This is a genomic window from Microcoleus sp. T3_D1 (assembly GCF_036700405.1).
In the GTDB taxonomy this organism is placed as follows: Bacteria; Cyanobacteriota; Cyanobacteriia; order Cyanobacteriales; family Microcoleaceae; genus Microcoleus.
In genome coordinates, this window is the sequence record NZ_JAUBOV010000008.1 from 114,793 (window position 1) to 141,557 (window position 26,765).

The following is a 26,765-nucleotide window of genomic DNA, read 5'->3' on the forward strand; positions in this document are numbered from 1 at the left end:
GTGCGATCGCTCTCCCTCTCACCTAACCTTTAGGATTACTGTATTAATGAAAATCGCCACCTGGAACGTCAACTCAATCCGCACCCGCATAGAACACGTTACTAGCTGGTTGCAAACAAACTCCCCAGACGTTCTCTGCCTCCAAGAAACCAAAGTTACAGACAAAGACTTCCCCCTAGAACCCTTCATCAACCTCGGCTACAACTGCTACATTTCCGGTCAAAAATCCTACAACGGCGTCGCCATTCTCAGCCGATCGCCCCTAACGCAAATCAGCACCGGATTTGCCCCCATTCTCGGCGACGAAACCGCAGGTATCTTTGACGAACAAAAACGCCTAATAGCCGGGGTTATAGACGATATTTGCATTATTTGCGTATACGTTCCCAACGGTTCCGAAGTCGGCAGCGAGAAATATGAGTACAAGCTAAAGTGGCTCAAACTGCTGCAAGAATACCTCAAAATAGCACTAGATAAATCCCCCAAATTGTGCATTTGTGGCGACTTCAACATCGTCCCGGACGATCGAGATATCCACAATCCCAAAGCCAATGCTAACTCCGTCGGCTTGTCTGTCGCCGAGCGCCTCGCACTAACAGAAATAATAGAATTAGGATTAAACGACCCCTTTCGCAAATTCACCACAGAAGGCGGTCATTATAGCTGGTGGGACTACCGCGCCGCCGCATTTCCACGCAACAACGGCTGGAGAATCGACCACCATTATCTCAGCCCTCCCCTGTACGAACAAGCAAAAAACTGTACAATAGACATTGCTCCCAGAAAATTAATCAAACCCAGCGACCACGCCCCCGTAATTGTCGAAATTTGATTTATAAGTTATAAGGTTAATAACAATTGACATCTTGCCCCATTCTCAATAAGCCTGGGATGGGCGGGCAGGATGCCCACACCACAATAAAACTCACTATTTGTGGAACAGGCATCTTGCCTGTTCTTGAGAAATGTGCAAGATGTAAGTAACAACCAACCACAAAAAATCATGTTCTTAGTAACCGGAGCAACAGGCGCACTAGGCCGCCGAATTGTACGAGAAATCAGACAGCAAGAACAGCCTGTCCGCGCATTCGTTCGCCTCGCATCTCGCTACTCTGAACTAGAAAACCGAGGCGCCGAGATTTTTATCGGCGACTTAAAACAAGACAAAGATATTAAAAAAGCCTGCCAAGGAGTGCAATACATCATCAGCACTCACGGCACCGGCGGCGACGTTCAAGCAGTACACTACCGCGCTAACATAGAATTGATCGACTGCGCCAAAGAAGCCGGAGTGCAGCACTTTGTCTTTCTTTCGGTACTGGGAGTCGATCGAGGATACGAAGATTCCGCAGTATTCAAAGCCAAGCGAGAAGTTGAAAAATACCTGCAAAACAGCGGCTTGAATTATACAATCTTGCGGCCTGCAGGTTTTGCTTCCAGCTTGTTACCCCTAGCAGAAAGATTTCGAGAAACCGGACTTTACCTGCTGATTGGCGACGGCAAAAACCGCACCTCTGTTGTCAGTACCGACGATTTGGCAAAGATTGCCGCAGACTCGCCAACAGTCGAGGGCGCGCGCAACCAAATTTTGCGAGTCGGTGGCCCGGATGTGCTGACAAGAGATGACATTCCCCGCATTTTTGCACGCTTATTCAAGCGCGAACCGATGGTAATCAACCCGCCGCTGATGGTGTTTGACGGTTTAAGAAATGCGTTGGGTTTATTGAATCCTCAAGCTCAAAAAGACTTAGGAACTTTGCGGGTATTGCTGGGTAACGAGTATTTCTGCACTCCCGAAGAAGTGCAAAACTTGGAATCAATCTACGGCATGAGAATGGAATCCTTAGAAATGTTTCTGCGGCGCAATTTGAGCGTTTAAAGTGCTATTAATTCTCGTTACCAGGCTCTGCCTGGTAATGAAGATTCGGAGGCTCTGCCTCCAAATTTTTGTCTCATTTGAATGGAGGCAGAACCTCCCGATATGCGTTCCCAGGCAGAGCCTGGGGACGAGCAAAACGAGCAAATGTAGCGCCAAATCGCAACTGGAAACCATCTAAGCAGAAATAGGTAGTGCTTTAGCACCAATATAGCTGGTAACTGCGATCGGCGGAGAAGTCGGCTTAGCAATCAAATAACCTTGAACAAAAGTTGCTCCCCGTTCCCGCACCCACTCAAACTCCTCCAAAGTTTCCACACCTTCAGCAACAGTTTTAATATCTAATTGAGCGGCAATTTCTAACATTTTTTCCGTAATGAGTGCCTTATAATAATCTTGATGGACGTTGCGAATCAATTGCATATCCAACTTAATAAAATCTGGACGCAGTTGGTGCATCAAATTTAAATTAGAAGAACCGCTGCCAAAATCGTCCAGGGCAATTAAAAATCCCGCCTCTCGGTAAAACCTCAGAATATTAATCAAGTGATCGATATCAGGAGGGTGCTGAGATTCCGCTACTTCAAAAACAATATTGCTGTGAGGAATTCCCGATTCATCAATAGCCTGTACTGTCCTTCGCAGGCACGTAGCGGGATCGTAAACTGAAGTCGGAGAAAAATTAATAAAAAGTAGTTCTTTGATATTGTAAACATGGGCTTCGTGGATAGCGCGAGTCCGGGCTAAAACATCTAGTTGAAAAATTAGACCTGCTGATTCTGCTTGGGCAAAAATCCGACCCGGATAGATTAAGTTTCCTTGCTCGTCAATTCCTCGAAGCAGCGCTTCGTGGGCAAAAATTTTAGAAGTATCTGAGGTATAAACAATAGGTTGAAAATGTGTAGTAATGCGTTCTTCGGACAATAAATCTAACAGCCAATCTGAGTTACTCAAATTAATAAAAGAGTCTAAGGAAGTGCTGCGATAAAAATCGCTAAGTTTTGGCTGTTCAACTTCGCGCATCCACAAAACTTTAGTCTCTTTCAACTCTTGACTTGTCAGCACCGATGATGCTAGGGCGTTAAACTTTTCTTTTGCTATTCCGTCAAGCATAATGTACAAACACTTGCTCTCTTCTAACAGCCGGAATTCAAGTTCAGCCTTGGTTAGGGCAGAAATAACCTTGGTCAGCGTGTGCGATACTGGAAACCATAGGTATAGACCTCCCCTACCCTCTATTTTTTCGGGTACTGTTTCGCAGCGAGAGCAGGAGCCGAAGGCTTTGCCACTTATTTGCATTGGAATATCCTCCGGTTTTCGGGTTAATTTTAGACCCGCTAAGAACTAGCTTTTATTATAAGCTCATTCAGCTATTAATTCATCTATCTCAAGATGTAAATCTTAATGAACTTGTATTTAAGAATTATTGCAGTATTTATACTGACCTCCGGTTTCAAACCTTGGTCAAAGTTCTCAGCATTGAGCAAGTATCTGTGATTAAACACAGTCCCAAATCATCACACAGGGAGAAGGCGAAGACTTGTTCGCTACTCTCTACTGCCGCTGTGATTCTTTACGCCTTATTCTCTAATTTCCTCTGCCAAAACAGTCGCTACAGTTTATTTTTTAGCAAAGGGGAATTAACACGCCCGTGAAGCGCAGCTATCCCCTAGGGAATCGCCCGATCGACTTGGGGCTGAAGGTTCAGATGCTGGAGCAAGAGATCAAGGAAGTGCGGCGCTCACGGGAAGCAAATAAAAACTCGGCTCCGACCGTCGGAGAATTTCCAGAGCCAGCCGACTTGCTCAACCAGTTAAAAGCGCCGCGCAAAAAGTCGAGGGCAGACTTGGCTGATATGGAGGCACTGTTGGAGATACTCAGCTACTTAGAAGAGTCGGACTGAGCGAAGGATGAGCGGAAAGTGGAATATCCTAGAGGGTAATAAATCTCGAACCCGTTACCCGTGAAGAGTTAAAAGCAATCGGGATGACAGGATTTGAACCTGCGACCCCCTCGTCCCGAACGAGGTGCGCTACCAAGCTGCGCTACATCCCGAAATTAGTCACTAGATTTTAAGCTTATCACATTCAAGTAAAAATTTAGCAACCTCGTATATAATTATTTGTAAAACACTACTCAGGCGGAGACAGACGTGACAGTTAAGCCCCAGTGGTTGCGAGTTAAAGCCCCCCAGTGGGAGCGCGTCGGCAACGTCAAAGAAATTTTGCGGGATTTATCCCTGAATACGGTTTGCGAGGAGGCGTCGTGTCCGAACATCGGCGAATGCTTCAACGCAGGTACTGCGACATTTTTGATTATGGGCCCGGCTTGTACCCGCGCCTGTCCTTACTGCGACATCGATTTTGAGAAAAAGCCCCAACCTTTAGATCCCACAGAACCCCAAAGATTGGCCCAAGCAGTGCAGCGGCTCAAACTCAACCACGTCGTGATTACCTCTGTCAACCGGGACGATTTGCCGGATGGGGGCGCGTCTCAGTTTGTCGAGTGCATTCAAGCGGTGCGATCGGCGATGCCCGATACAACTATAGAAGTTTTGATTCCCGACTTGTGCGGCAACTGGCAAGCTTTAGAAATCATTCTCGCAGCCGGGCCAGAGGTACTCAACCACAATACCGAAACCGTAAAGCGACTTTACCGCAAGGTGCGGCCGCAAGGAAAGTACGATCGCACCTTGGAACTATTGCAGCGAAGCCGCGAACTCGCACCTGGGGTTTACACCAAATCCGGCATCATGGTGGGACTCGGAGAAACAGACGCCGAAATTCGGGAGGCGATGCAGGACTTACGGGCTGTCGGCTGCGATATTTTAACAGTTGGACAGTACCTGCAACCGACTCAAAAGCACTTGAACGTCGAAAACTTTGTGCCTCCAGAACAGTTTGATGCTTGGAGAAAATTTGGCGAATCTTTGGGATTCTTGCAAGTTGTCGCTTCTCCCTTAACTCGCAGTTCCTATCACGCCGAACAGGTGAGGGAACTGATGAAACTTTACCCACGCTAACAACTTTAATTTGAGTTGACCAAGAATTTCAAAGGTGGTACCCGCCACGTGATTTATCCGTGGAATCAATCCAAAATCTAAAATCTAAAATCCTTAAGCCCCCGAATTTATCTCGCGCAAGTCAATCCCAAATCTAAAATCTAAAATCTAAAATCGAATGACTCACGCCCATTGGTGACAATTTAATACTTAATTGCATTTGTCAATCAGTAATATTACTCAAAAAAACGGCTTTTTTAGGAGTGGAAAATTTACGATTTGAGAGGGAGTAGGTATAAATATCATGGGAGGCATGATTCCTCGATCGCCCAAATCTCAGTTTTATGCCCAAAATCCGAGTAAATGTTGAGCATAATGGCTGATTGACAATGCTTTCTTCGCTTAACTTGTTACCAATGACTCGCGCCCGATCGCACCATTCTCGCTAAAACCCTATCAACCGGGTAACAGCGAGGAAAAACTTGCGCTTTATATGCAGACCCAGGGCAAAAGACCCCGTTTCGGATGCGGGCGTTCTGGGCGTGATGTTAACCCGGAAGCAGCAGCCAACAGCAAAACAATTATCGGTCGATCGTCGCCTCAAAGTCGCGACTTACCTAAAAAAGATCCAGAAACCGGGTTTCTTCCTCAAACTTCTAGGTTTTAATCCAGAAAATTGAGGAAGAAACCCGGTTTTTGCGTCAGCCAATAACTCGGTACTGGGGACTCTAGCAACTCTGAGACCCATATTCTATAATGGATTAAACTTCCGCGCTCACGGCAGCGTATTTAATCAACAGCGCCGAGTTATATAAAGTTTTATTAAAAAAATGGCGAATTTTCCGAAGTGATCGGGAACCAGGTTATCGGTGATGAAGATTAACTTAACTTCTGACTAACGTCACTTGTTTCTAGCCAGTAACTATCTATACTAGCTACATAAACAAAGAAGTAAAGCACACTTTTCGGGCCTTCAACCTGTTACATCAGAAAGTTCTTAGCGTTTTCCAGAATCTTGGTAAAACAAGTGGGGCAGCAAAAGTTCGATCGAACAACAGCAGAAAAGTCAGAAAAGTTACTAAACAAACACAAAGCGGTGATGCTTCGTCTTAACCAAATGGGCATCTTAATTATAAATAACCGCTAAGCGTAGCATCTTTTCACCGGAGCCACTGAGAAAATCACTATGCCAGCCACCTCTTTTTACGCTGAAGCTGAATTCGACGAACAACTGCAAGTCAATCCCTTGCAAGGTGATGTGTTGGATGAAGATGCTGAAGAAGCTGGAGACGAACTGCTCGACCAAGACCCAGCAGAGACAGAAGATGCAGACCCAGCAGCCAAATTGCAAAAAAATGCCAGCCGTCGCACTACAGATTTAGTCCGTCTGTACCTCCAAGAAATAGGTCGGGTTCGTCTCTTGGGTAGAGACGAAGAAGTCTCGGAAGCTCAAAAAGTTCAGCGCTATATCAAATTGCTGGAATTACGCAACACCGTCGCCTCCCAGGAAGAAGGGCTAATTGGACGCTTCGTGCATTTAATAGAAGTCCGCGATCGGTTATCCGCACAGTTGGGACACAAACCTTCCCTGGAACGCTGGGCATTAACCGCCGGTGTCAGTGACGTGCCAGAACTCAAGCGAATTATGTCCGAAGGCAAGCGCCAGTGGGCCGAGTTAGCCGAGATGACGGTGGAGGCGATCGAAAGAATTCAAGCTGAAGGCATCGAAGCTAAAGACCACATGATTAAGGCGAACCTGCGCCTGGTGGTTTCGGTGGCGAAAAAATATCAAAATCGCGGTTTAGAATTGCTCGACTTAATACAAGAAGGTACTCTCGGACTGGAGCGAGCTGTAGAAAAGTTTGACCCGACGCGGGGCTATCGGTTTAGCACCTATGCCTACTGGTGGATTCGGCAGGGAATTACGCGGGCTATCGCTACTCAAAGCCGCACCATTCGCCTCCCCGTCCACATCACCGAAAAACTTAACAAAATCAAAAAAGCCCAGCGCAAAATTTCTCAAGAAAAAGGTCGGACAGCTACGATCGAAGATATCGCTGTCGAGTTGGACATGACAGCGCCCCAAGTCCGAGAAGTTTTGCTGCGAGTTCCCCGTTCTGTTTCTTTGGAAACTAAAGTGGGCAACGAAAAAGATACAGAGTTGGGCGACTTGCTCGAAACCGACAGCATCTCCCCAGAAGAAATGCTGATGCGAGAAGCTTTGCACCGCGACTTGCAGCAACTGCTGGCAGATTTGACCAGCCGCGAGCGAGATGTAATTTTGATGCGCTTTGGTTTGGGTGACGGACACCCCTATTCGCTGGCCGAAATCGGTCGCGCCCTCGACTTGTCCCGCGAACGAGTCCGTCAAATTGAAGCCAAAGCTTTGCAAAAACTCCGCCAACCTAAGCGTCGCAACCGCGTCCGCGACTATCTGGAGTCTTTGACTTAAATTGGGACGGTCAGTCAGCGCGATTAATCAGGGAGCAAGGCATTTGGCACTTGTGCAGAAGGCATGAGGCATTCGGCAGAAGTAAAAATATTTACTTCTCAACAACTTCTCTGTCCTCTGCAGCAAGTCAATCGATTTTAGATTTTAGATTTTAGATTTTAGATTTTAGATTTTAGATTGAAGTATTGACCCCACGGATGAATCCGGGGGCTTGTATCCTGGATGCTTTCATATCGTTTCCGGTTGTATCGGAATGATTTAACCGCAGAGGGCGCAGAGAACGCAGAGGGAGAGAATACAGAGAGGAATAATTCCGATGCTACCGGATTTGATATCAGTCATAAAGCTGGTGAAAAGTCAAAAAATATCAAAAACCAAATTTTTTCCTCAATCTTTTTTCAATAAGCTGCGATATTTGCAAAATATCTCGATCGTTGTGTATTATTGTCAATAGGCAGACTTTCTTGAGAGGGTCACTATGGCACTTTATACCGCGTCCTCATTCAAATCCGAACTCAATGACAAAGGCTGGCGGATGACTCCCCAACGGGAAACCATCTTGCACGTTTTTCAGAACCTCCCCAAAGGCAATCACCTGAGTGCGGAGGATTTGTACACTTTGTTAAAAAATCGCGGAGAAAACATTAGCTTGTCCACCATTTACCGAACTTTAAAGTTAATGGCAAGGATGAGCCTCCTCCGCGAACTGGAACTAGCAGAAGGTCACAAACACTATGAGATAAACCAGCCTTACCCGCATCATCACCACCATCTAGTCTGCGTTCAGTGCAACAGAACGATCGAATTTAACAACGATTCGATTTTGAAAATTGGCATGAAGCAAGCTGAAAAGTCTGGGTTGCACCTGCTAGACTGCCAGCTAACCATTCATACGGTGTGCCACGAAGCTTTGCGGATGGGATGGCCGTCTTTGGTTTCTAGCAATTGGTCTTGTCCGAGGTCGATCGCCCAGAACGGCAGCACCGCCCCGGATTCAATCGAGTGACCTTACACTATTTTCGCATTTCAAGTACGGCTTGTTACAAGTTTTAACAAAAATTGGTAGCCCAAGTGCGATCCGAGTTATGCAGAAACCGGGTTTCTTAAGAAAAATACATCATTTCAGGAATGAGTCGGAAACAAGAAACCCGATTTCTTTGATGTAGCGTCCGCAAGCCTGGGGCTAAAAAGTTTGGCTCAACAAATCGTCGCTGCTGACCCCGTAACTGCGCTGAGCTCGATCGAGGGCATCTCTCGTGGGAGTATCCAAAACTCCGCTGATCGAGCCTCTGTAAAAGCCGAGGTCTTGCAGCCGCCTTTGTAATTGCTGAATGCTCGATCGAGAGTTGAAACTGCTGCTAATTGGAACAGCAGGAACAGCTAGCCGCCCAGCTAATCCATTTTGGAGCGCAGCCAAAGTCGCCGGAGTGGCAATACCCGTCGCCGGTGACAAATTGCGTTCCTGCTGAAACGACAGCACCGCAAACTCGGTCTCGGCTCCAAATACTCCGTTCACCGGGCCGGGGTTTTTGCCCAGACTTCTGAGCGCCGACTGAAGTTGTCGGACAGCAGGCCCAGTATCGCCCCGTCGCAGACCAGCGACGATTTGCTGCGGCACAGGCGCTACTGCCTGCCTGTTGCCTTGCCGCAAAGCCGATCGAGTGCTGCGATCGACCCTTCCAGTCCCGAACAGCCCGCTATCTCTCTGAAAGCGGATCAAAGCTGCTTGAGTTGGTCGATCGAACCAACCGTGAATCTGGCTCCTGTAATAACCCAATTCTTGCAGCCGCCGCTGCACAAATTCTACTTGTCGGCCTCTGTCCCCCAACTCCAGAAAATCTCCGGCATTACTCTGTTGGTCATCTTCCTCAGTCCATGAGGTAATTTCAGCTTGCCTCATCTGGGCATCGATAGCCGTCAAAGTAGCAGTATCAGCGCAGCCGTCAGAAACGAGATTGTAATCTTGCTGAAAACGAGTCACAGCGTAGAGAGTGCGTTCGCGAAACTTGCCGTCAACGCTGCCTTCAAAATAGCCCAAAGCTTTTAATTGCCGCTGGATCAAGTCTACCGTCGTCCCTCTGTCCCCGAACCGCAGCCCCTTGCAACCGCCATTCCCTGAAATATCGCCCGGAAACGTAACGGGGGGAATCGGCCGGGTGGAACCAAACAGCAAAGCTAAAGTTTGCCTATCGGCAATTCCAGTTACCCGCAGTCGATTAATTCGCTGGAAGTATCTAACCGCATTTTGAGTAACTTCGCGAAAACTCCCTGTGGGACGCGCGTTGAAGTAGCCTAGCTGCTGCAACCTGCGCTGGAGTGCGGAAACATCTGCACCCGCGTCTCCAAAACGCAGATCCCGATAATTTGTATAGTATGTTGTCAAAGAGGTATTAAAAGGTCGATCGTCATCCCCGGCAAAACTGTTGAGTGCTATCACAGTAGCTCGATCGGGCCTACCAGTCAGCGACAGTTGATAGTCTCGCTGAAAGTTAGTCAGCGCTTGTTTTGTTACCGGGCCGAGTTGACCTGTCGATGATCTGGGAAAATAACCGAGTTCCCGCAACCTGTCTTGAACAGAGCGCAAATTTGGATATCCCGGATCTATTTGAGCAAAAGCCGAACCGGCTGCACTCAAAACCGACAGCATCAAAGCCACAGACAGCAAACGGACGTAAGTCTGACTCGATAGATTTTGCCAATTGGGCTCATCAAAAATTTTCGACTCTGCGGGTGCTTCGCAAACAAGAGCAAGTTCGAGGTAAGCAAGGGATTCCATAATTTTTTAGTGTGAAATTGTGGGTGGGTTGTGGGAGCAAACTGCCAAAAATCATTTTTAGCACGCTTGGCTTGGATTCTATCAACGCTAAGTTCTACCTGGAAAGCGCGAAGCACCCGTTTTTCTAAAAAATTTACAGTCAAAAATAATTACAGGTAACAACCAAGATAGCATCGCTGCTTCTAGAGACGCGAGACTCAACAAAAAAGTTTGCAGGCACAGTCTTAGCCTTTAAGGCCGAAAGAGAATAAGTTCTGGGGTAGTGGTGGCTAATATTTTATCGGGCTGCCGCAGAAATTACCACAAGACTTGGGCGCAGGTTGTAATCACCTTAATTTGTTGTCGGGTAAAGAGCCTGAAATCGCAGGTTTTTTGTTAAGAAACGCGGCTTCTTCATGTGGCGAGTGCGTCTGGGAAAGTACCGCTGATTAACCAAAAAACTAGCCACTAAAAATCCCCACTTTTGCTAGTTGCAAATAGGGCGGGGATTTTTTGATAAGCTCACATCTTGCATCATTCTTAAGAACAGGCAAGATGCCTGTTCCACAAAGAGTGAATTTTCTTGTGGAATAGGCTTCTTGCCTGTTCATAAAAAGCTTATTGAGAATGGTGTAACATCTCGTAAGTTGACTGTGTATTAAAAAATCGACGCTCGCTTAAATTAAGCCGAACCGATCGCAAATTACAGCTACTCCCGCTGCAAAAACAGTAATTGCGATGGCTACCAGCGGGTTTTGCCCTCTGCTAACCGCAAAAGAGGTAACGACCCCAGCTCCCAAAGCCGCAGTAACAGCAGCAGTCGCCAAATCTCGATCGGGACGTTTGTCGTACATATTTTTTATTGTTGGTAGCTGTTAAGCTGAAAACTTACATCTTGTTATCCAAGCTACCATTCTTGCCTCTGCGCCAGTGACAACAGCCTGGGTTTTGCAACTAACCTTAAAATTTTGCTAATTTTCTTAACATACTCTCCTGAAAAACATAAGTTTTACTTATGTTTGTTCAAGTTTTTCTGTTGACTTTTAGCTATTGAAACCTTTTGTCTGCTGGGCTTTTATGTCAAATTCAGGATTTTGCAGGGGGCGATCGCACCCGCAATCTGTGCCCCTCAAACTGCAATCTCAAATATCGTAAATAAATTTAACTTGACTTTTTGTGAGAAATGTGTATATCGAGATATGAAACCAGAGACAGGAAAAAATCCGGGGTTGGTAAACAACCTGCACACTACGATTGCTTCGCTGCCCCCACAATCAGAGGAGTATATTTTTTGTCTAAATCCTATTCGCCCTCAATTCTTTCAGTATTGCCGCCTTTGACCCAACCTTCGCGATTGCCATCCTCAATCCGAATTCGCTGCCACTCTTTGTCGGGCGACTCTTCCAAAACTACGACTCTTTCCTTGTAAGCAACACCGCCAATGCGGTTCGAGTCTCGGCTACCTGTATCCCGGAGAATTAAGCCGATCGGCTGAGTCACCATTGCGCGGTAAGCTCCCGGTTCCAGCGGTTTCGGAGACGGGGCATCGCTAGATGTAGAAACAGGGCTAGCCTGGGCTGTTGACTTCGGCGCAGCGCCCGCAACCTGAACTGCTGTTTTGTCGTTGGGAAAAACAGGTTTTTCGGGCACAGTAGTTAGCTTAGCGGCAAAGTAAAGTGCAGCAGCCACGCTAGCACCTGCCATCAGGACGATCGCGAGCAGAAAACCCACTAAAAATTTGAAAACGCTATATACAGTGTTCATAAAACCGCAAATGAAGGAAGTTCGGCAACGGATTGTGTAACGGATTTAACGGATGGAAGGCAGGAGGCAGAAGGCAGAAGGCAGGAGGCAGAAAGTTGACTGTTGAGTGTTGACTGCTGAATGTTGAGTAAAATCTGGTAACTGCCAACTGACAACTGGCTACTGACAACTGACTACTGACTTCAAAAGCTTAACCTTGAATCCGGCGGCTCAAACTGCCGTATCTAGAAGCAAGGCGAGCTTTCCCAGCAGCGGCCCAATCTTGGAGAAACTGGATTTGTTCTTGAGCCGTTCTGGCTAAGGGCACCATCTGACTAGCTGATTCTAAAATATCATCTGTCGTAAAGTCTCGATTTTGGCTAAACCCAATGTGCATTGCTTCAATCAAAGTTTGCTCGATTTCGGCCCCTGAAAAATCGGGAGTTTCGTAAGCCAAGCGCTCTAAATCGTAATTTTTGATGCTGTGCGATCGCAACCGCAACAAATGTACCTCAAAAATCGCCCGCCGTTCCTCCTGGCTGGGCAAACCCACAAAAAATATTTCGTCAAACCTGCCTTTTCTGAGCATTTCTGGCGGCAAAGACTGGATGTTGTTGGCTGTTGCGACTACAAACACCGGCGAAGTTTTTTCTGCCAACCAAGTAATAAATGTCCCGAACACCCGGCTGGTTGTCCCGGAATCCCCTTTACCGTCTAATCCCGAAAAAGCTTTGTCAATCTCGTCAATCCACAGCACGCAGGGGGCCAAAGCTTCGGCTAGCTGAATCATTTGCCTGGTGCGGGATTCAGATTCTCCGACTAATCCGGCAAACAAGCGCCCGACATCCAACCGCAGCAAAGGCAAATGCCAGTGGTGGGCGATCGCCTTTGCTGTTAAGGATTTTCCGGTTCCTTGAATTCCGACTAACAACAAACCTCTGGGATGTGGCAAACCGTATTGGCGAGCTCGATCGGAAAAAGCACCGCCGCGCCGCAGCAGCCATTCTTTGAGATTGTCCAAACCGCCGATATCGGAAATATTTTCGCGGGCTGGGTAAAAATCCAGAATTTGAGTTTGGCGAATTGTTTGGCGCTTTTCTTCTAAAATCAGTTCCGCGTCGTCGGAATGGAGTTCGCCTCTGGTGGCGATCGCCTTTGCCAAAACTCGGCGGATTCGTTCGAGCGACAACCCTTGGCAGGAGCGCACCATTTCATCCAGCAAACGCCCTTCAATGGCTTGTCCGGTAGCCCCTAACAGTCTTTCCACCTCAATTTTTATTTCCGCTGCCGCAGGCAGGGGAAACTCCAAAACAGTCATCACTTCGCTGAGGTCTTCCGGGATCGAAATTAGAGGAGATACGATGACAATATTTTTTGGCACAGATTTGAGGAGTCTCGCCAAATTCCGCAGCTTGCGGGAAATCGAGACATCTTCCAAAAACCGCTGAAAGTCGCGCAGAATAAAAATTGCCGGCGCAGAGGCTGGCAATTTTTCGAGAAATTCCAAAGCTTGCAGCGGGTTGCGCTTGCCAAAACCTGTATCGTTGGGATTGCCTTGGTAGCCATCAACAAAATCCCAGATGTAGACGGCGCGAGAACCTTGTTTTTTGGCGCTTTGGGCGATCGCCACTTCTACGCGCTCTTCTTCCCGTGTGGGAATGTAAATTAGGGGGTAGCGCGATCGCAGCAGTAGTTCAAACTCGTCGCTAAAAATAGTCATTAGTCAGTTGTCAGTGGTTAGTTGTTAGTTGTCAGTGGTTATTTGTTATTTGTTCTTTGTTCTTTGTTCTTTCTTATTAGCTAATGCCAACTGCCCACTGCCAACTGCCCACTGCCAACTGACTAAGGCAATTGCCGTTTAAGTGCCTCCAGAGACGCCCAGCGACTGTCTGAGACTGTTTCGGTGCTTTCTGTATTTGCATCATCAGTTAAAGAAATTCCCGGACATTCAGTATCGCATATCTGTTTGTGCGGCAGTTCCAAACACATTTGCTCGTACACCCAATCGCCCGGAGAGAAATAGCCGCCTGGGGACAAATTTTCCACCAAATCTTCTAAAGCAACTTCTATTTCTGCTGAACTTGAATCTGTTTGATTTGCTGTTTCTTCGAGCCAGATTAGTTCCGATGAGTTGAGTGCCAAACGATGATTGTATTGTTTCAAGCATCTGTGGCAGGTGAGAGTAACTATTGTTTCTGCTTTTGCCTTCACCTCAAGATAATTCCCTTGGTGACTCACTTGCAGTCGCCCTCGCACCGGAGTAAGAGTTTCTAAATCGGGGATAAATTCTTCAAAATCAATGACCTCTTTCCGCTCTGTTTTTGTGAGTAGATGAGGGATATAAATTGTCTCCATAATCTTTTGCCTTCCTACTTCTTGAATTCAAAGGTCAAAAGGAATAGTTAATTTTTAACTTCTTCCTTCTTCCTTCTTCCTTCTTCCTTCTTTAGCGTCAGCGCAGGCGCACTACCAAACGCCGATCGGGTTCTTGTCCTTGACTGTAAGTTTCTATATCCTCACATTCGCTCAAAAAGCTGTGGACTTGACGGCGTTCTGCCGAAGACAGCGATTTTATTTCAACTTCAACTCCCGTCGATCGCGCTTGATCTGCTGCGTACTCTGCCATCGATCGCAATTCCTCTTGGCGGCGGATGCGATAGCCATTTAGTTCAACTGTATAAGGAATTGACTCCTCTACTTCCTGACCTATATTCTGAACCGTGTTGCAGAGGTACTGAATGGCATCTATTACATTACCGTTTTGCCCGACTAAGATTGCAACTTGTTCGGGAGTCAGATTGCTTTCATCTATTGTCATCCAATAGCAATCTTTTTGTTGTTCGCATACCACTTTTGAAGGAATTGCGGACAGTTGTAGCAATTCTTCTAACCATGCCTGTCCGCGCTGCATTTGAGAGTCTTTCATTGTTGTTAAAGTCAAGCCTTTTTCTTAGAACGCTTGGGCTCAAATGGAAGTGCATCTAATCCTTGTTCTTTTTGGGTTTTTGCCTCTGCTTCGTCCACTATTTTTTGCAGGTTTTCCGGCAGCGGTTCTCGCGACAAAATGAACGACTGAACAGTTTGGAAGATGTTAGCAATCAGCATATACATCAACACGCCGGCCGGCAGCGGGAAGAACAAAAACATCCCTGAAAATATGACTGGCGTCAGTTTGTTGACTGTAGCCTGTTGGGGGTTGTCGTTTGGCCCTTGTGCTTGTCCTGAAAGGATTTGGTTGATATACAAACTGATGCCGAAGCCCAGGATCATTACCAAAATATCCCAGTGGATTGTACCGTCTGAGTCGATCGCACCAACGCGGCCTAGAGCTTCAATAAACAGGAATCCTTTGTTACTAGCCAATCCGGGGATTGTGCCTTGAACTGTGGCTTCACCGGGCGCTAATGCCGTGATGTTGCCCTGTTCATCTACCTTGACCAATTCTTCGCCTTTGATGACTTTCCAGCCGGGTTCAAAGTCGATTTCGCTTTTATTTTCTGCCGCTAAAACTTTGAGAGGTTTGCCCTCTGGGGTTTGAAAATTTATCTTGGTTGTGTCGCCGACTGCGAGTTTGTCGCCGCCTGGAATTACCCCCACAACAGGAGCATGAAAAGTACCTGTGACGTAAATATTTTGGGGCGGTGTAGCAAAAGCTTGCGGTTGAACAGTTTCGATTTGTTCTTTGGGCAAAACTTGAACGTTGACGCTGTAATTTATGTCAGAAAACGGCGAACCCCGGAGCGTTGCAAACAGTGCAAACAGCACTGGCATTTGCAGCACCAACGGGAAGCATCCTGCTAGAGGATTACCAAATTCTTTGTATACTTTGCTCATTTCCTCCTGCTGTTTGGCAGGATTGTCTTTATAGAGTTTTTGAATTTGATCTACTCGCTCTTTCATCAATGGCTGCGCTACTTTCATGCGCCGCATATTGCGAAGAGAGCCTGCGTTGAGAGGATAAAGAGCAAAGCGAATCACGAGCGTCAGTGCTACGATCGCTAAACCGTAGCTTGGCACGATCCCGTAGAAAAAATCTAGGATCGGGAGCATGAGGTTGTTGGAGAGAAACGAGATACCGAAATCCATTCGCTTTGAGTTAATTTAGGTGCTCTATGTTTGCTGTTGAGAACTATTTTTACCCGCTGAAGGCGAGCCGCCTCAATTTTTAGGGTTTTGTCTCTATCTTAGGACATTGCCCGTCGATCGACCGCCCGGTCTGCGGGTTTGTTGTAATGAGTTTGCCAATACTCGCACTGAATTGGGCCTCTAATCAGGGTGAAAGCGGTTCGGTTATTTAGCTTGGGCCGCGTTTGCTTTTTGAGCGGCTGCGGGCAGTTTTTCGTTAATGTAGTCATACATTGCTCGAAATTTCGGCATAGCTCTGAGTTCCAAGCGGCTGCCATTTTTCATGGTGAGCACCATGTCTCCGTAAGTCCCGAAACCGCGAGGTACTGTGACGATTTTGACTATATCTGAGTAGATAACGTCTGTCTGTTCGCCCCCCATCCAACCGCTAGTTACGGACACTCGGCGGCTCGTGATCCGATACCGCAGCCACAGAGCCCGGACAATTGCTCCTACTGCTAGGGGGATTCCCACCACAGTCAGCCCCAGGAGTAAATTGAGGATCAAGTCTCCCGGCGCGGGGCCGCCTTCATAATATACTTCCTCTCGAATTCCCATCTAGTACCTCGGCTTCTACCAACAACTGCTCTAATTCTTGCAGAATTTCTGCATAATTGCACTCTTGTGCGATCGGACGCACGACAATTACTAAATCCCACCCGAATTTTAATCGGGGCAATAGCTGTCGCAAAGCTGCCCGAATCTGACGCTTAATCCGGTTGCGGACTACAGCGCGCTTGCTGACTTTCAGGCTGATAGAAATGCCTGTGCGAGTCGGCTGCAAGGATTTCTCGGCTGTCGGTTTGCTTAATTCGACGCTTTTTGGTTTACGCAGAGCTCTTAAGCTGAAATGGGCCGAGTTACGGCGCATTCCCTTGCGGTATACGGCGCTGAAGTCTTTTCGGTGCTTAAGTCGGTTTGTATCGGGCAACATGGCGTAGGGCGATCGTTGAGGCCTCTCAACCTTGATGCAGTGCTAGACTGCGAGGCGGTGGCGACCTTTGCTGCGGCGAGCTTTGATTACCAATCGACCGGTTGCGGTACGCATTCTGGCGCGAAAACCGGATGTTCTTTTTCTTTTGCGGCTGGTTCCGTGCAGGGTTTGCTGTGTCATTTTGATTTCTCCCGGCTTGTTACTTTACTTTTGATTAATATTCACAATCTTCTAGTATACCATAGAGGTGTTTTGTTGGCAATAATATTTTTCCGATTTGAATCGATCGCCACTCATCACAAAGCAACAACCCGTTTTCTAGCTGGTGAACGAGATTTCGGTTTCGTTTTCACTACCAGATACCTAACTTTTTAAGATGATATTGCAAGGGCGATCGCCATTAACCGAAAAAAATCAAATCCCCGGCTTTTCAAACTTATCAAACTTCTCCAAGAAGTTGGGGATTCTCCTGCTAGTCGCCCGCGAACCGAATAAAATCCAATCCTCGACTTCTCAACTCATCCGTGTATCCGTGTCAACATCCGTGTCGTGCCTTCCCTTATTTCAGTTCAACATTTACCGGAGCCGACATCCCCGGTGCCATCCGCGATTCGTAGCCTTTAATGTTTTCAGCATCAAACACAACTTTTACCGGAATTCGCTGCACAACTTTGGTGAAATTGCCCGTAGCATTATCGGCAGGCTATAAGGAAAATGGAGCGCAGAAGTAGGGGAGAAACTATCGAGACGGTTTTGCAATCTAGGGCAACCAAAAGCATCTAATTTGATTTCTACTTTTTTGCCGGGTTTGATGTGTGCCAATTGCGTTTCTTTGAAGTTAGCAACTACCCACAAATCGTTACTGACGATCGCCATTAACGGAGTCCCCGGCTGCCGCCGCTGCCCGAATTCAAGGGATTTGCGGGCGATTTGTCCGGCGGGTGCGGTGATATTCGTGTAGGACTGTTGCCCTGCTTTTTTTAAGAGTGCGTAGTATTTTACGGTTATTTTTAATGTATAGCGATCCTAAATCATTTGCATAATTCTTGTAGGGGCAATCCGACCCCTACTCCCCGTGGTTGCCCCATTTTTCGGAGGGCGGGCACGGGGGCACCGCCCCTACATATCTGCATGAATGATTTAGGATTGCTATAGTTGAGTTAGATGCTGCTGCACTTCACTAAAAAGATTGATTTGTCGGTTTAGGAAAGATTGACGAGCGCCCGATCGCTCAGTTGGAAAAAAAGTTGTCGATCTGCCTCTGAAAAGCCCTCGACAGGTCGAGCTCGGATTTCAGCTACCAGCGGGGGCAATACGTCTTGCTGTTCCCTGCCTGAGTCTGTCAGCCAAATGCGCCAAATGCGAGTTTCTATCTCCCGGCGGACTAGGCCTGTTTCTTCCATGCGATCGATCGCGCCTGTCAGCCTCCCGCTTACCTGTTGCAGTTTGTCGCCAATGCTGGAAGTCGGCAAACCGTCTTCTTGCCACAAGCCCAAAGGGTGGCAGCAGGTTTTTTGGCGATCGAATGCTACGCTAAAAGCGGGAATCCGCCCTCTGCCGGATATGTTAACAATTCTTATTGTTCTTAAACTAGAAAGAGTAAATCTAGTTCGCGATCGGAATTTATGTTGCTTCCACCCGACCAACGCACCAAGTTAGACGACACCGACGACAATTTGTTCTATTCCGCTCCCCGGTTTGTGACTCACGTAGACGATGGATTTATTCAGCAACTCACCGATTTATATCGGGAACGGCTGAAACCGAATACTCGGATTTTTGATATGATGAGCAGTTGGGTTTCTCACTTGCCTGACGAGATGCAATTTGCCCATGTGGAAGGGCACGGCATGAATGAAGACGAGTTGGCAAAGAATCGCAGACTGAATCATTATTTTGTGCAGAATTTGAACGCCAATCCCAAATTGCCACTGCCGGATGCAGAGTTTGACGCGGTTGTCAACTGCGTTTCGGTACAGTATTTGCAGCACCCGGATGCGGTTTTTGCCGAGATTCACCGGATTTTAAAGCCTGGTGGCGTAGCAATTATGAGCTTTTCCAACCGGATGTTTTATCAAAAGGCGATCGCGGCTTGGCGGGAAGGTTCGGAGGGCGATCGGGTAGAATTAGTCAAGGGCTACTTTGATTCTGTCAAAGGAGCAAATATACCCGGATTTAGCAAGCCGGAAGTAATAGTTCGCAAGCCTAACTTGCCGAGTTTTATGCAAATGCTGCGAATACCAAGCGGCGATCCATTTTATGCGGTAGTTGCTTACCGCCAAAGTTAGGCTCTTGAGGTTGAGGTTTCGCTGGCTTGCGACCAAATCTAAAGTGTGGATGGGGGCAGGTTAAATGCCTGCTCTCAAAAAAGCAATAGGGCTTGACATTTTTTAGCAAATATGAAAGAGTATATCCACCATCCTATTGAACCTAAAAAAAGTGATGCGACTTAGAGAAAAATTAGAGCAAATCAAAGAAAACAAATATGTCATAATTTTTGTAATAAATTTGATTTTGCTGGTTCTTCTTACGAAACTTGACATTCAATCTAGTGCCGACGCTTCAAGGATGGCTACAGTTAAATCTTTGGTAGAATATCAGAGTTTTACGATCGATAATTCTCAATTTGATAATTCTCGATTCTTTACAGTTGATAAGTATTTTTACAACAACCACTTCTATTCAGACAAACCGCCACTCCCAGCCCTTATGGGAGCTGCGGTTTACTTTCTACTAAAAAACGTAATCGCTATTAATTTCTCAAACCATTTTGCATTGACTTATTATTTAATAACACTATTATCAGTCGGAGTTTTTTCTTGTATAGGTTTAGTTTATTTCCACAAAATTTTGTTAAAAATATTTAAAACAGATGAGAGTTGGGCTAACCTAACAACGTTTTTGGCGGGGAGTGCAACTTTAATTTTACCCTATTCAGTTGCATTAAATAACCACATTCTGGGTGCAGTATTTATTATAGTCAGCTTTTACTATTTCTTGAAATCGGCTGAATCCAGGGATATAAATAGTATTATACTGTGCGGGGTTTGGGTATCAATGGCGGGAAGTATTGATATCACCTGCTTTTTATTTATCCCATTTTATTTGGTATTTTTGTTAACCAAATCAATCAAAATGGCCGGATTATTTTTACTTTCATGTATCCCTTTAATTATCAGCTATTTGAGTTTAAATATGTATCTCTCCGGCAGCATAGTTCCGCCAGCAATGAATGCAGCATTGTGGGAGTATCCCGGGTCTATCTTTAGCAAGCAAAATTTGTCGGGAGTAGCTACACACAAGAGCTTTTTACGTGCGCTTAGGTATGCCTTTACTTTGTATTTAGGCAATAGAGGATTTTTCTCGCACACTCCTCTAATGTTCTTCTCAGTTATGGGTATTCTGGCATTTTTTAGACAAAAAAATTGGTCGTACAAAACGCCATACCTATACGGCATTTCTGCCTCTGTAGCTTTCATGCTACTTTATACATTACGGACTGTTGATTATGGTGGCTATTCCTATGGAGTGAGGTGGTTTGTCACTCCTCTGTTTATATTGTGTTTGCCACTAAGCCACATAGGACACCAAGTTAGAAGTTCGCGGTTGCTGAAAAACTTTTTTGTAGTTATTGCTTGTATGTCGATCGCAATATCTCTGGCGGGTACTTATAATCCCTATCCCAACGATTCTACGGTGGTAGCCTCCCTTCCCGGCGGTTACACTTCAAAATATACATTCCTTATAAATGTCAAGAATATCATATATGATTCTTCAGCTATGTACAAGTTATGCTTAATCATCAGCGCTGTAGCGATATATTTTTTGTTCTACAGGCTTTTGCAAAAACTCCAGCAAAATCCCAATACATCTTCCTAAAATGCAGGGGCACGGCAACGTTTGAATTCTGATGTTATCTTTGATTTTTTAGTTTTTTACCGTAGAGATCACACACAGGGATTGAGCAACCTATTTGGAAATAAAATAGAATTCAACGCAGCGATCCAACGCTCGCCTTTGACGGATAATCTGTTTGTACTAACTGCTGAGATTCCTTCACCGGGTACTTCCAGACGGCTTCCCTCATCTCAGATATGGATTTATTCAAAACATAAAATCAGTAATTATAGAGTAAGGGAACACCTTGATATGAAACCATATCACCAAATAGCGATCGACGAATGCGGCGAACCTTTAGTCCCTATTCCACCAGAACATTTTGCCTTTGAAATGCCCCACCCTTATCAAAAGTTGGGTGCACCCTATGACAACAGCAAAGCAGATTCCCCTTACTATTTGCGGCAAGGAGTCGTAGATAGTTTAATCGCCGCTCAAACCCAGCTACAGCAAAATTATCAAAATTGGAAAATTCTGATATTTGACGCTTATCGGCCGGTCGAAGTCCAGCAATTTATGGTAGATTATACTTTTAATCAAATTGCCCTAGCTCAAGGCTGCGAATTTCCGGTTTCCGAAGACAAACGCCAAGTGATTATAGAACACGTATATCAATTTTGGGCAGTACCGAGCCTCGATCGCGCGACGCCTCCCCCTCACAGTACAGGTGCAGCTTTAGATATAACTTTAGTGGATGAAAATAATCGGCAAATTGATATGGGTTCTCCGATTGATGAAATATCAGAACGTTCTTATCCCGATTATTTTTGTAATAGCAAGGAGCCGCAAAAACAGGAATATCACCGCCGCCGGAAAATATTAAAAGATGCGATGATAGGTGCGGGTTTTCAGCAACATCCTAACGAATGGTGGCATTTTTGTCTGGGCGATCAGATGTGGGCTTGGTTGACAAATCAAAACAATAATGGTAGTCAATTTTTGGCCCGATACGGTCGCTATTAAAAGGGTACGCAATTAAATCGGGACTGGCGCACTCACAACCTTAAGAAAGGGGTTTTGTGACAAAAAACCTCAGCTTTTAACTGCTTCCTGTGGCAATAAACCTGGTTTCTGACACTCTGTGCCTCCAGGAATATAAAAGTTTGAGCAAAATAAATCATTTGTATCAGGATACACGGCAACTATTGCCAGCGGGGTAGCGGTGGTTTAAAATCAACGAGAGCGAACAAGTGCAGGCAAATCAAGCCAGCACTGCAAACCCTAAAGGATAACTCAGAGTTCACCCAGTCAGGAACCTCAGCCTAAAGGCATGAGGCTTGAAGGAGAAATCTAACAAGCCATTCTGACCAGCCTAAGTCTTAACTGACTACGTTTTTTGGGTCACGATACCGGAGAATGCGAAGCTAGTTTTCCGCTCTATCGCTGAGGGTTAAACAGTCCTAAGGTCACTGGGACGGTGCTTTCAGCCTAACAAGCCCTTAAAACATTGACCGACAAGCTAACTTTACTCCGAAAGGAGAACGGGACAACCATATCCCGGCGGGGAGGCAACCATACCTCCCCAACCCCGCAAGGGGATTTAATTCAATGTAAAGCCGTCCTAGAAGGACGGGGTTTCAAACCCATAATTCTGATGAAAGCACTCATCCTCTCTGGCGGTAAAGGAACACGCTTGCGTCCCCTCACCTATACGGGTGCTAAGCAGTTGGTTCCTGTAGCAAATAAGCCGATACTGTGGTACGGAATTGAAGGAATTGTGGCGGCTGGGATTACGGATATTGGGATTATTATTAGTCCCGAAACCGGGGAAGAGGTGAAGACGAAAACAGGAGATGGATCTCGCTTCGGGGCCAAAATTACTTATATCTTGCAAGAAAAGCCGGCGGGGCTCGCTCATGCGGTAAAAGTTGCCAGACCATTTTTGGGCGATTCTCCGTTTATTATGTATTTAGGAGATAACTTAATTCAGAATCAGTTAGATCCGTTTTTAGAGATTTTTAACAAGCAGAAACTAGACGCTCTGATTTTGCTGCGCCCAGTTCCCAATCCCTCTGCTTTCGGTGTGGCAAAAGTTGATGAGAAAGGCAGAGTTTTGGAGTTAGTAGAAAAACCACAAGATCCGCCATCGAATTTAGCACTGGTGGGAATTTACTTTTTTGCTCCTACTATTCACGAGGCGATCGATCAAATTCAACCCTCGGCTCGTGGCGAACTGGAAATTACAGACGCTATTCAACAGCTCATGAATCAGGAAAAACAGGTAGAAGCCTGCAATTTAGAGGGATGGTGGCTGGATACGGGTAAAAAAGACGATTTGCTGAGTGCAAACCAAATCATTTTAGATAGCCGTATCGTAGCTTCAACTGAATTAAAAGTAGACGCCAAGAGTCAAATTATCGGACGAGTGCAAATAGGCGAAGGAACGGAAATTATTAATTCTACAGTTCGCGGGCCAGTGGTAATTGGGGAAAATTGCCGCATTGAAAACTGCTTTATAGGGCCTTACAGCAGTATTGCCGATCGCGTGACGATGATTGATGCTGATATCGAACACAGTGTAATATTACAAGGGGCGAAAATACTTGGCATTCACCAGCGAATTGTTGACAGCGTGATCGGGCAGCGAGCTCAACTCACAAATGCGCCGGCTCGTCCAAAAGCTCTGCGGTTTCTGATTGGTGATGACAGTCAAATTGAGTTAGCTTAAATAGGAAGGAGAAGGTTGTGCGATTGATTCGAGGTAAGGTGAGCAATGTATCTGTGTCAACTTAAGCTCAAAGGTACTACGAGTCTACTGTCTTCTTTCCACAGTCTTCCCGATCCCCCCTAACCCCCCTTAATAAGGGGAGTAGGGGGTGGGACAAGACTATTCAAAGTCAACCCCTACTCCCATTCTTAAGGGGGATTTAGGGGGATCGAGACTCGGATAGAAACCCGATTTAGACATGGTTTCAGTCTTAAGCTGGCACTAAGGGTGGGCACGGCGTAACTTACATTTAAAGGAGAAGACAGTTTGGAGTACGAAGAAATACCAACTCAACAGATAATAAATAAATTGCGACAAACTTTGGAGCCGCGAATTGGTATTGCTGAGCTGTCGCTGTTGGGAATAGAAAATAGTGCCATCGCCCAAAATGAAGATGACGAAGACATCGCCCTTTTAAAGGCAGGTTTCGACATTTATAACATCCCCATTACCTCTTACCAAAGGCGACTCGGTTCAGCAGTCATTGTGGTTAGGAAAATAGTCCGAAAATTGCTCAGACCGGTACTCGAACGACAAGTAATTTACAATTTTGCTAATACCCGCGTCGTGCATACCTTAAGCACACAATTGCAACAATTGCAAGAAAATCAACAAACTCTCTTTGAAAAAATTGAATCGGAATTCAGCAGCGAATATCCCGAAGTTACAGCACAGCTTGAGACTCAACAAAGAGCGATCGCAACTTTTCAGTCTGAAATAGAGCAAATTAAAGCAGTGCAGCAGCAACATACTGCTATTTTAGAGAAGATTACCGCTCAATTGCTCGATCGACAAAAATAAAGCATCAAAGCTGACCCAAAATAATTTGGTCGCAAGGCCCCAGATTTATTCGCGAGAGCAATGCTTCAATGCTTACATCTAAAATCGAAAATTATTCAATTCCTCCATCTAAAATCCTAAATCCCAAATCGAAAATTCCTCAATCATTCAAATTTTCAATGATTCAAATTTTCAATGATTCAATCCCAAATCGAAAATTCTTCAATCCTTAAATTCCTCAATCTAAAATCTAAAATCTAAAATCTAAAATCGAATGACTGCACTGCCCATATGCTCGTTAATTATAGTCAACTATAACGGTCTGCGCCACACGAAAGATTGCTTAAAATCTCTACAAAAACTTGCGTATCCCGAATCGCAACTCGATTTAATTGTAATTGATAATTGTTCTCAAGACGATTCCGTTAATTTCCTGGGCGAACTATTTCCCAAAGTTCGCATTTTTGTCAATACGGCCAACAACTTTGCTAAAGCCCTCAACCTCGGCATCAGCGAAGCAAAAGGGCAATATATCGGCTTTCTAAATAACGATGCTACCCTTGACAGTCGCTGGTTAGAAATTCTGGTAAAACGGCTAGAAACTAATAAAGAAGTAGGGGCGACTAGCGGCAAATTGTTGTTTAAAGACGGGCGAATTAACAGCGCAGGTATTCAGCAATTACCTAATTTTTATTGGCAAGATGTCGGCTTTGGCGAAAAAGATGCGGGACAGTACGATACAGAACGGGAAGTCGAAGGGCTTTGTTGGGCGGCGGTGCTTTTCCGCAGGAAATGTCTCGAAGATGTGGGGCCGATAGATGAAGATTTTGTGATGTATTTTGAGGATGTAGAGTTTGCAAAACGCTGCCACAAACGCGGTTGGAAAATGCTTTATAGTCCCGCCGCAATCGCCCATCACGAGTATCGGGGTTCGAGTAAAGGAAGCAAACTCACCGAGTATTTCTGCAACCGCAATCGGTTTTTGTATTTGGCGAAACATGAACCGTTGCAATTAGTATCTTCAATTCATACTTCAGATTTTTTTACCCATAAGCAGTACGATTTGCTGTTCGAGAGTTTATTTGTAGCGATTAAAAAACTTCTAGATTATCAGAAACCAGAAATCATCGAAACTGTAATCCCGCAGTTGTCGGAAAAGTTGGCGGTGATTTACAGTCGCCTGAAGATCGATCGCATTTTGTCTCGCTTACAGGTGGTTCGGGGCGATCGCAAAATGTCGATCGCCATTTACGATCACGGACTGCATTTTATCGGCGGCGGCCAAAAATACGTCGCTACCCTCGCCTCGCTGCTGCAAAATGAATTTGACATTACTTTTATCGCCAACAAACCAGTTGCTGTTTCCGATTTAGAATCCTGGTACGGACTCAACCTTTCAGGATGCAAAATTAAAATTATGCCCTTGGCGTTTTACGATAAACGCGGAATGCAGTGCATCGATTCCAGCATCATCGTGGAAGATATGGAAAATCCCTTTGATGAAATTGCCAGAGAAAGCAAAAACTACGATATTTTCATCAACGCGAACCAACTGGAAAAAGTTAAACCACTGTCGCCAATCTCAGTATTTTTCTGTCACTTTCCCAATACCTTCCGCAACCGTCACTTTGCTGTCGATGATTACACTTTCATTATTGCCAACAGTCAATTTACCGTCAAGTGGTTGGAGAAACGCTGGAACCTACAGCCAACTTTTCTGCTTTATCCGCCCGTGGAAATGGCAACCGTTAAAGTGCCGAAAGAAAACATAATTTTGGCGGTGGGACAGTTTGAAGCTGGGGGAACAAAAAAGCAAATTGAACTAATTAAAGCTTTCCGCAGTTTGCTAGCGGATTATCCCGAAGATTTTCAAGGATGGCGACTAATCTTAGTTGGCAGCAGCATTCCGAAAAATCCTTATTTAAAGACTGTTCAGAATTTATTGAAGCAAGATTCAAGGGCGATCGAGCTAAAAGTCAATGTTGACTTCGATGAGGTAAAATCGCTTTATGCTAGAGCAAGCATATTTTGGCACGGCTGCGGTTTGGGTGAAGTCAATCCTCAAAGATTTGAGCATTTCGGGATGGCGACTGTAGAAGCAATGCACAACAGTTGTGCTCCGATTGTTTTCAACGGCGGCGGCCAACCGGAAATTGTCGAACATGGGCGATCGGGCTTTGTGTTCAATACCGTTGAGGAACTTTGCCAGCGTTCACATCAACTAATTGTTAATCCTGATTTGCTAGCAGAACTTCAAGCTGGTGCACAGCAACGCAGTCAGAACTTTAGACTTGCACATTTTGAGAAAAAAGTCAATAGTTTTTTTGATATTCTTCACCAAGAGTATGCTACAATTCGGCTGCCAAATCCTGCCGATATAGCTCAAATGCTCGATATGGATCGCGATCGATAAATTGCGTAGATACTGTCTTGATCTGTCAAGGGGTAGCGAGTAAATAATTGGGGTCGAAAGGCTTTTGGGACTTTAAAATACC

General features: G+C 45.7%; 25 protein-coding genes, 1 tRNA gene and 1 pseudogene. 13 read left to right on the forward strand and 14 right to left on the reverse strand.

What is annotated here, in order from left to right:
* The first annotated feature begins 46 nt into the window (after positions 1–46).
* Together xth and QT992_RS06360 are read left to right on the forward strand one after the other, a co-directional pair.
* Positions 47–832 carry an exodeoxyribonuclease III gene (xth, locus tag QT992_RS06355; RefSeq protein ID WP_333313681.1) on the forward strand — a complete coding sequence of 262 codons (786 nt, stop codon included), beginning with the start codon at positions 47–49 and terminating at the stop codon, positions 830–832.
* Between the two features lie 171 nt (positions 833–1,003).
* On the forward strand, positions 1,004–1,879 hold the full coding sequence (locus QT992_RS06360; RefSeq protein WP_333335052.1) for an SDR family oxidoreductase: 876 nt from the start codon (positions 1,004–1,006) through the stop codon (positions 1,877–1,879).
* A 174-nt stretch (positions 1,880–2,053) separates the two neighbouring features.
* Here the strand turns inward: QT992_RS06360 and QT992_RS06365 are convergent, their stop codons facing one another.
* Complete coding sequence (locus QT992_RS06365) at positions 2,054–3,175, reverse strand: EAL domain-containing protein (RefSeq protein WP_333313684.1); 1,122 nt, start codon at positions 3,173–3,175, stop codon at positions 2,054–2,056.
* Positions 3,176–3,527: 352 nt separating this feature from the next.
* Between QT992_RS06365 and QT992_RS06370 the strand changes: the two genes are divergently transcribed.
* Entirely contained in the window at positions 3,528–3,779 is a 252-nt protein-coding gene (locus QT992_RS06370; protein WP_333335056.1) for a flagellar alpha dynein, read from the forward strand.
* Positions 3,780–3,857: 78 nt separating this feature from the next.
* On the opposite strand, the gene QT992_RS06375 is transcribed toward QT992_RS06370, so the two are convergent.
* A tRNA-Pro gene (locus QT992_RS06375) sits at positions 3,858–3,931 on the reverse strand.
* 91 nt (positions 3,932–4,022) lie between these two features.
* Between QT992_RS06375 and lipA the strand changes: the two are divergent.
* The 4 genes and pseudogenes from lipA to QT992_RS06395 form a co-directional block, all read left to right on the forward strand.
* Positions 4,023–4,898, forward strand: a pseudogene (lipA, locus tag QT992_RS06380) (lipoyl synthase); the annotation flags it as partial.
* A gap of 472 nt (positions 4,899–5,370) precedes the next feature.
* On the forward strand, positions 5,371–5,544 hold the full coding sequence (locus QT992_RS06385; RefSeq protein WP_333335058.1) for a hypothetical protein: 174 nt from the start codon (positions 5,371–5,373) through the stop codon (positions 5,542–5,544).
* Positions 5,545–6,063: 519 nt separating this feature from the next.
* A complete protein-coding gene (sigC, locus tag QT992_RS06390; protein ID WP_333335061.1) occupies positions 6,064–7,329 on the forward strand; it encodes an RNA polymerase sigma factor SigC in 1,266 nt (421 codons plus the stop codon).
* Between the two features lie 478 nt (positions 7,330–7,807).
* Complete coding sequence (locus QT992_RS06395; protein ID WP_332943884.1) at positions 7,808–8,335, forward strand: transcriptional repressor; 528 nt, start codon at positions 7,808–7,810, stop codon at positions 8,333–8,335.
* A 177-nt stretch (positions 8,336–8,512) separates the two neighbouring features.
* On the opposite strand, the gene QT992_RS06400 is transcribed toward QT992_RS06395, so the two are convergent.
* From QT992_RS06400 to QT992_RS06455, 12 genes are all read right to left on the reverse strand, one after another.
* Positions 8,513–10,105 (reverse strand): peptidoglycan-binding protein, encoded by a 1,593-nt coding sequence (locus QT992_RS06400; protein WP_333335064.1) that lies wholly within the window; start codon positions 10,103–10,105, stop codon positions 8,513–8,515.
* 656 nt (positions 10,106–10,761) lie between these two features.
* A complete protein-coding gene (locus QT992_RS06405; RefSeq protein ID WP_006632312.1) occupies positions 10,762–10,938 on the reverse strand; it encodes a hypothetical protein in 177 nt (58 codons plus the stop codon).
* A gap of 448 nt (positions 10,939–11,386) precedes the next feature.
* Positions 11,387–11,848: an SH3 domain-containing protein gene (locus tag QT992_RS06410; protein ID WP_333313689.1), complete on the reverse strand. Its 462-nt coding sequence runs from the start codon at positions 11,846–11,848 to the stop codon at positions 11,387–11,389.
* A gap of 190 nt (positions 11,849–12,038) precedes the next feature.
* Positions 12,039–13,547 carry an AAA family ATPase gene (locus QT992_RS06415; protein ID WP_333376730.1) on the reverse strand — a complete coding sequence of 503 codons (1,509 nt, stop codon included), beginning with the start codon at positions 13,545–13,547 and terminating at the stop codon, positions 12,039–12,041.
* 122 nt (positions 13,548–13,669) lie between these two features.
* Positions 13,670–14,182, reverse strand: a complete 513-nt coding sequence (locus QT992_RS06420; protein ID WP_333144707.1) for a YceD family protein — start codon at positions 14,180–14,182, stop codon at positions 13,670–13,672.
* A 97-nt stretch (positions 14,183–14,279) separates the two neighbouring features.
* Positions 14,280–14,753 carry a R3H domain-containing nucleic acid-binding protein gene (locus QT992_RS06425; RefSeq protein WP_333144708.1) on the reverse strand — a complete coding sequence of 158 codons (474 nt, stop codon included), beginning with the start codon at positions 14,751–14,753 and terminating at the stop codon, positions 14,280–14,282.
* Positions 14,754–14,764: 11 nt separating this feature from the next.
* Positions 14,765–15,913, reverse strand: coding sequence for a membrane protein insertase YidC (gene yidC, locus QT992_RS06430; RefSeq protein WP_333313692.1), 1,149 nt, complete (start codon positions 15,911–15,913; stop codon positions 14,765–14,767).
* 204 nt (positions 15,914–16,117) lie between these two features.
* Positions 16,118–16,510, reverse strand: coding sequence for a PH domain-containing protein (locus QT992_RS06435; RefSeq protein WP_333057957.1), 393 nt, complete (start codon positions 16,508–16,510; stop codon positions 16,118–16,120).
* Positions 16,482–16,886 (reverse strand): ribonuclease P protein component, encoded by a 405-nt coding sequence (rnpA, locus tag QT992_RS06440; RefSeq protein ID WP_333039176.1) that lies wholly within the window; start codon positions 16,884–16,886, stop codon positions 16,482–16,484. Before rnpA ends, QT992_RS06435 begins: the two co-directional genes overlap by 29 nt.
* Positions 16,887–16,928: 42 nt before the next feature.
* Positions 16,929–17,066 (reverse strand): 50S ribosomal protein L34, encoded by a 138-nt coding sequence (rpmH, locus tag QT992_RS06445; protein WP_006632320.1) that lies wholly within the window; start codon positions 17,064–17,066, stop codon positions 16,929–16,931.
* Between the two features lie 468 nt (positions 17,067–17,534).
* On the reverse strand, positions 17,535–17,894 hold the full coding sequence (locus QT992_RS06450) for an efflux RND transporter periplasmic adaptor subunit (RefSeq protein ID WP_333335084.1): 360 nt from the start codon (positions 17,892–17,894) through the stop codon (positions 17,535–17,537).
* A 194-nt stretch (positions 17,895–18,088) separates the two neighbouring features.
* Positions 18,089–18,382, reverse strand: coding sequence for a hypothetical protein (locus QT992_RS06455; protein WP_333376733.1), 294 nt, complete (start codon positions 18,380–18,382; stop codon positions 18,089–18,091).
* 129 nt (positions 18,383–18,511) lie between these two features.
* Between QT992_RS06455 and QT992_RS06460 the strand changes: the two genes are divergently transcribed.
* From QT992_RS06460 to QT992_RS06485, 6 genes are all read left to right on the forward strand, one after another.
* Positions 18,512–19,174 carry a class I SAM-dependent methyltransferase gene (locus QT992_RS06460; RefSeq protein ID WP_333281970.1) on the forward strand — a complete coding sequence of 221 codons (663 nt, stop codon included), beginning with the start codon at positions 18,512–18,514 and terminating at the stop codon, positions 19,172–19,174.
* A gap of 154 nt (positions 19,175–19,328) precedes the next feature.
* The gene (locus tag QT992_RS06465; protein ID WP_333313696.1) at positions 19,329–20,765 is read left to right on the forward strand and encodes a hypothetical protein; all 1,437 of its coding nucleotides are present in this window, start codon (positions 19,329–19,331) and stop codon (positions 20,763–20,765) included.
* Positions 20,766–21,035: 270 nt separating this feature from the next.
* Positions 21,036–21,746 carry a M15 family metallopeptidase gene (locus QT992_RS06470; protein ID WP_333313698.1) on the forward strand — a complete coding sequence of 237 codons (711 nt, stop codon included), beginning with the start codon at positions 21,036–21,038 and terminating at the stop codon, positions 21,744–21,746.
* Between the two features lie 631 nt (positions 21,747–22,377).
* Positions 22,378–23,451 carry a glucose-1-phosphate thymidylyltransferase gene (locus tag QT992_RS06475; RefSeq protein WP_333161695.1) on the forward strand — a complete coding sequence of 358 codons (1,074 nt, stop codon included), beginning with the start codon at positions 22,378–22,380 and terminating at the stop codon, positions 23,449–23,451.
* 306 nt (positions 23,452–23,757) lie between these two features.
* Entirely contained in the window at positions 23,758–24,291 is a 534-nt protein-coding gene (locus QT992_RS06480) for a hypothetical protein (RefSeq protein ID WP_333313702.1), read from the forward strand.
* A 253-nt stretch (positions 24,292–24,544) separates the two neighbouring features.
* A complete protein-coding gene (locus QT992_RS06485; protein ID WP_333335077.1) occupies positions 24,545–26,683 on the forward strand; it encodes a glycosyltransferase in 2,139 nt (712 codons plus the stop codon).
* Positions 26,684–26,765: the final 82 nt, after the last annotated feature.

What these genes read in the sequence shown, in the direction of transcription:
- xth (WP_333313681.1), top strand. Translation starts at nt 47, where the DNA reads ATGAAAATCGCCACCTGGAACGTCAACTCAATCCGCACCCGCATAGAA.
- QT992_RS06360 (WP_333335052.1), top strand. Translation starts at nt 1,004, where the DNA reads ATGTTCTTAGTAACCGGAGCAACAGGCGCACTAGGCCGCCGAATTGTA.
- QT992_RS06365 (WP_333313684.1), bottom strand. Translation starts at nt 3,175, where the DNA reads ATGCAAATAAGTGGCAAAGCCTTCGGCTCCTGCTCTCGCTGCGAAACA.
- QT992_RS06385 (WP_333335058.1), top strand. Translation starts at nt 5,371, where the DNA reads ATGCAGACCCAGGGCAAAAGACCCCGTTTCGGATGCGGGCGTTCTGGG.
- sigC (WP_333335061.1), top strand. Translation starts at nt 6,064, where the DNA reads ATGCCAGCCACCTCTTTTTACGCTGAAGCTGAATTCGACGAACAACTG.
- QT992_RS06395 (WP_332943884.1), top strand. Translation starts at nt 7,808, where the DNA reads ATGGCACTTTATACCGCGTCCTCATTCAAATCCGAACTCAATGACAAA.
- QT992_RS06400 (WP_333335064.1), bottom strand. Translation starts at nt 10,105, where the DNA reads ATGGAATCCCTTGCTTACCTCGAACTTGCTCTTGTTTGCGAAGCACCC.
- QT992_RS06405 (WP_006632312.1), bottom strand. Translation starts at nt 10,938, where the DNA reads ATGTACGACAAACGTCCCGATCGAGATTTGGCGACTGCTGCTGTTACT.
- QT992_RS06410 (WP_333313689.1), bottom strand. Translation starts at nt 11,848, where the DNA reads ATGAACACTGTATATAGCGTTTTCAAATTTTTAGTGGGTTTTCTGCTC.
- QT992_RS06415 (WP_333376730.1), bottom strand. Translation starts at nt 13,547, where the DNA reads ATGACTATTTTTAGCGACGAGTTTGAACTACTGCTGCGATCGCGCTAC.
- QT992_RS06420 (WP_333144707.1), bottom strand. Translation starts at nt 14,182, where the DNA reads ATGGAGACAATTTATATCCCTCATCTACTCACAAAAACAGAGCGGAAA.
- QT992_RS06425 (WP_333144708.1), bottom strand. Translation starts at nt 14,753, where the DNA reads ATGAAAGACTCTCAAATGCAGCGCGGACAGGCATGGTTAGAAGAATTG.
- yidC (WP_333313692.1), bottom strand. Translation starts at nt 15,913, where the DNA reads ATGGATTTCGGTATCTCGTTTCTCTCCAACAACCTCATGCTCCCGATC.
- QT992_RS06435 (WP_333057957.1), bottom strand. Translation starts at nt 16,510, where the DNA reads ATGGGAATTCGAGAGGAAGTATATTATGAAGGCGGCCCCGCGCCGGGA.
- rnpA (WP_333039176.1), bottom strand. Translation starts at nt 16,886, where the DNA reads ATGTTGCCCGATACAAACCGACTTAAGCACCGAAAAGACTTCAGCGCC.
- rpmH (WP_006632320.1), bottom strand. Translation starts at nt 17,066, where the DNA reads ATGACACAGCAAACCCTGCACGGAACCAGCCGCAAAAGAAAAAGAACA.
- QT992_RS06460 (WP_333281970.1), top strand. Translation starts at nt 18,512, where the DNA reads ATGTTGCTTCCACCCGACCAACGCACCAAGTTAGACGACACCGACGAC.
- QT992_RS06465 (WP_333313696.1), top strand. Translation starts at nt 19,329, where the DNA reads ATGCGACTTAGAGAAAAATTAGAGCAAATCAAAGAAAACAAATATGTC.
- QT992_RS06470 (WP_333313698.1), top strand. Translation starts at nt 21,036, where the DNA reads ATGAAACCATATCACCAAATAGCGATCGACGAATGCGGCGAACCTTTA.
- QT992_RS06475 (WP_333161695.1), top strand. Translation starts at nt 22,378, where the DNA reads ATGAAAGCACTCATCCTCTCTGGCGGTAAAGGAACACGCTTGCGTCCC.
- QT992_RS06485 (WP_333335077.1), top strand. Translation starts at nt 24,545, where the DNA reads ATGACTGCACTGCCCATATGCTCGTTAATTATAGTCAACTATAACGGT.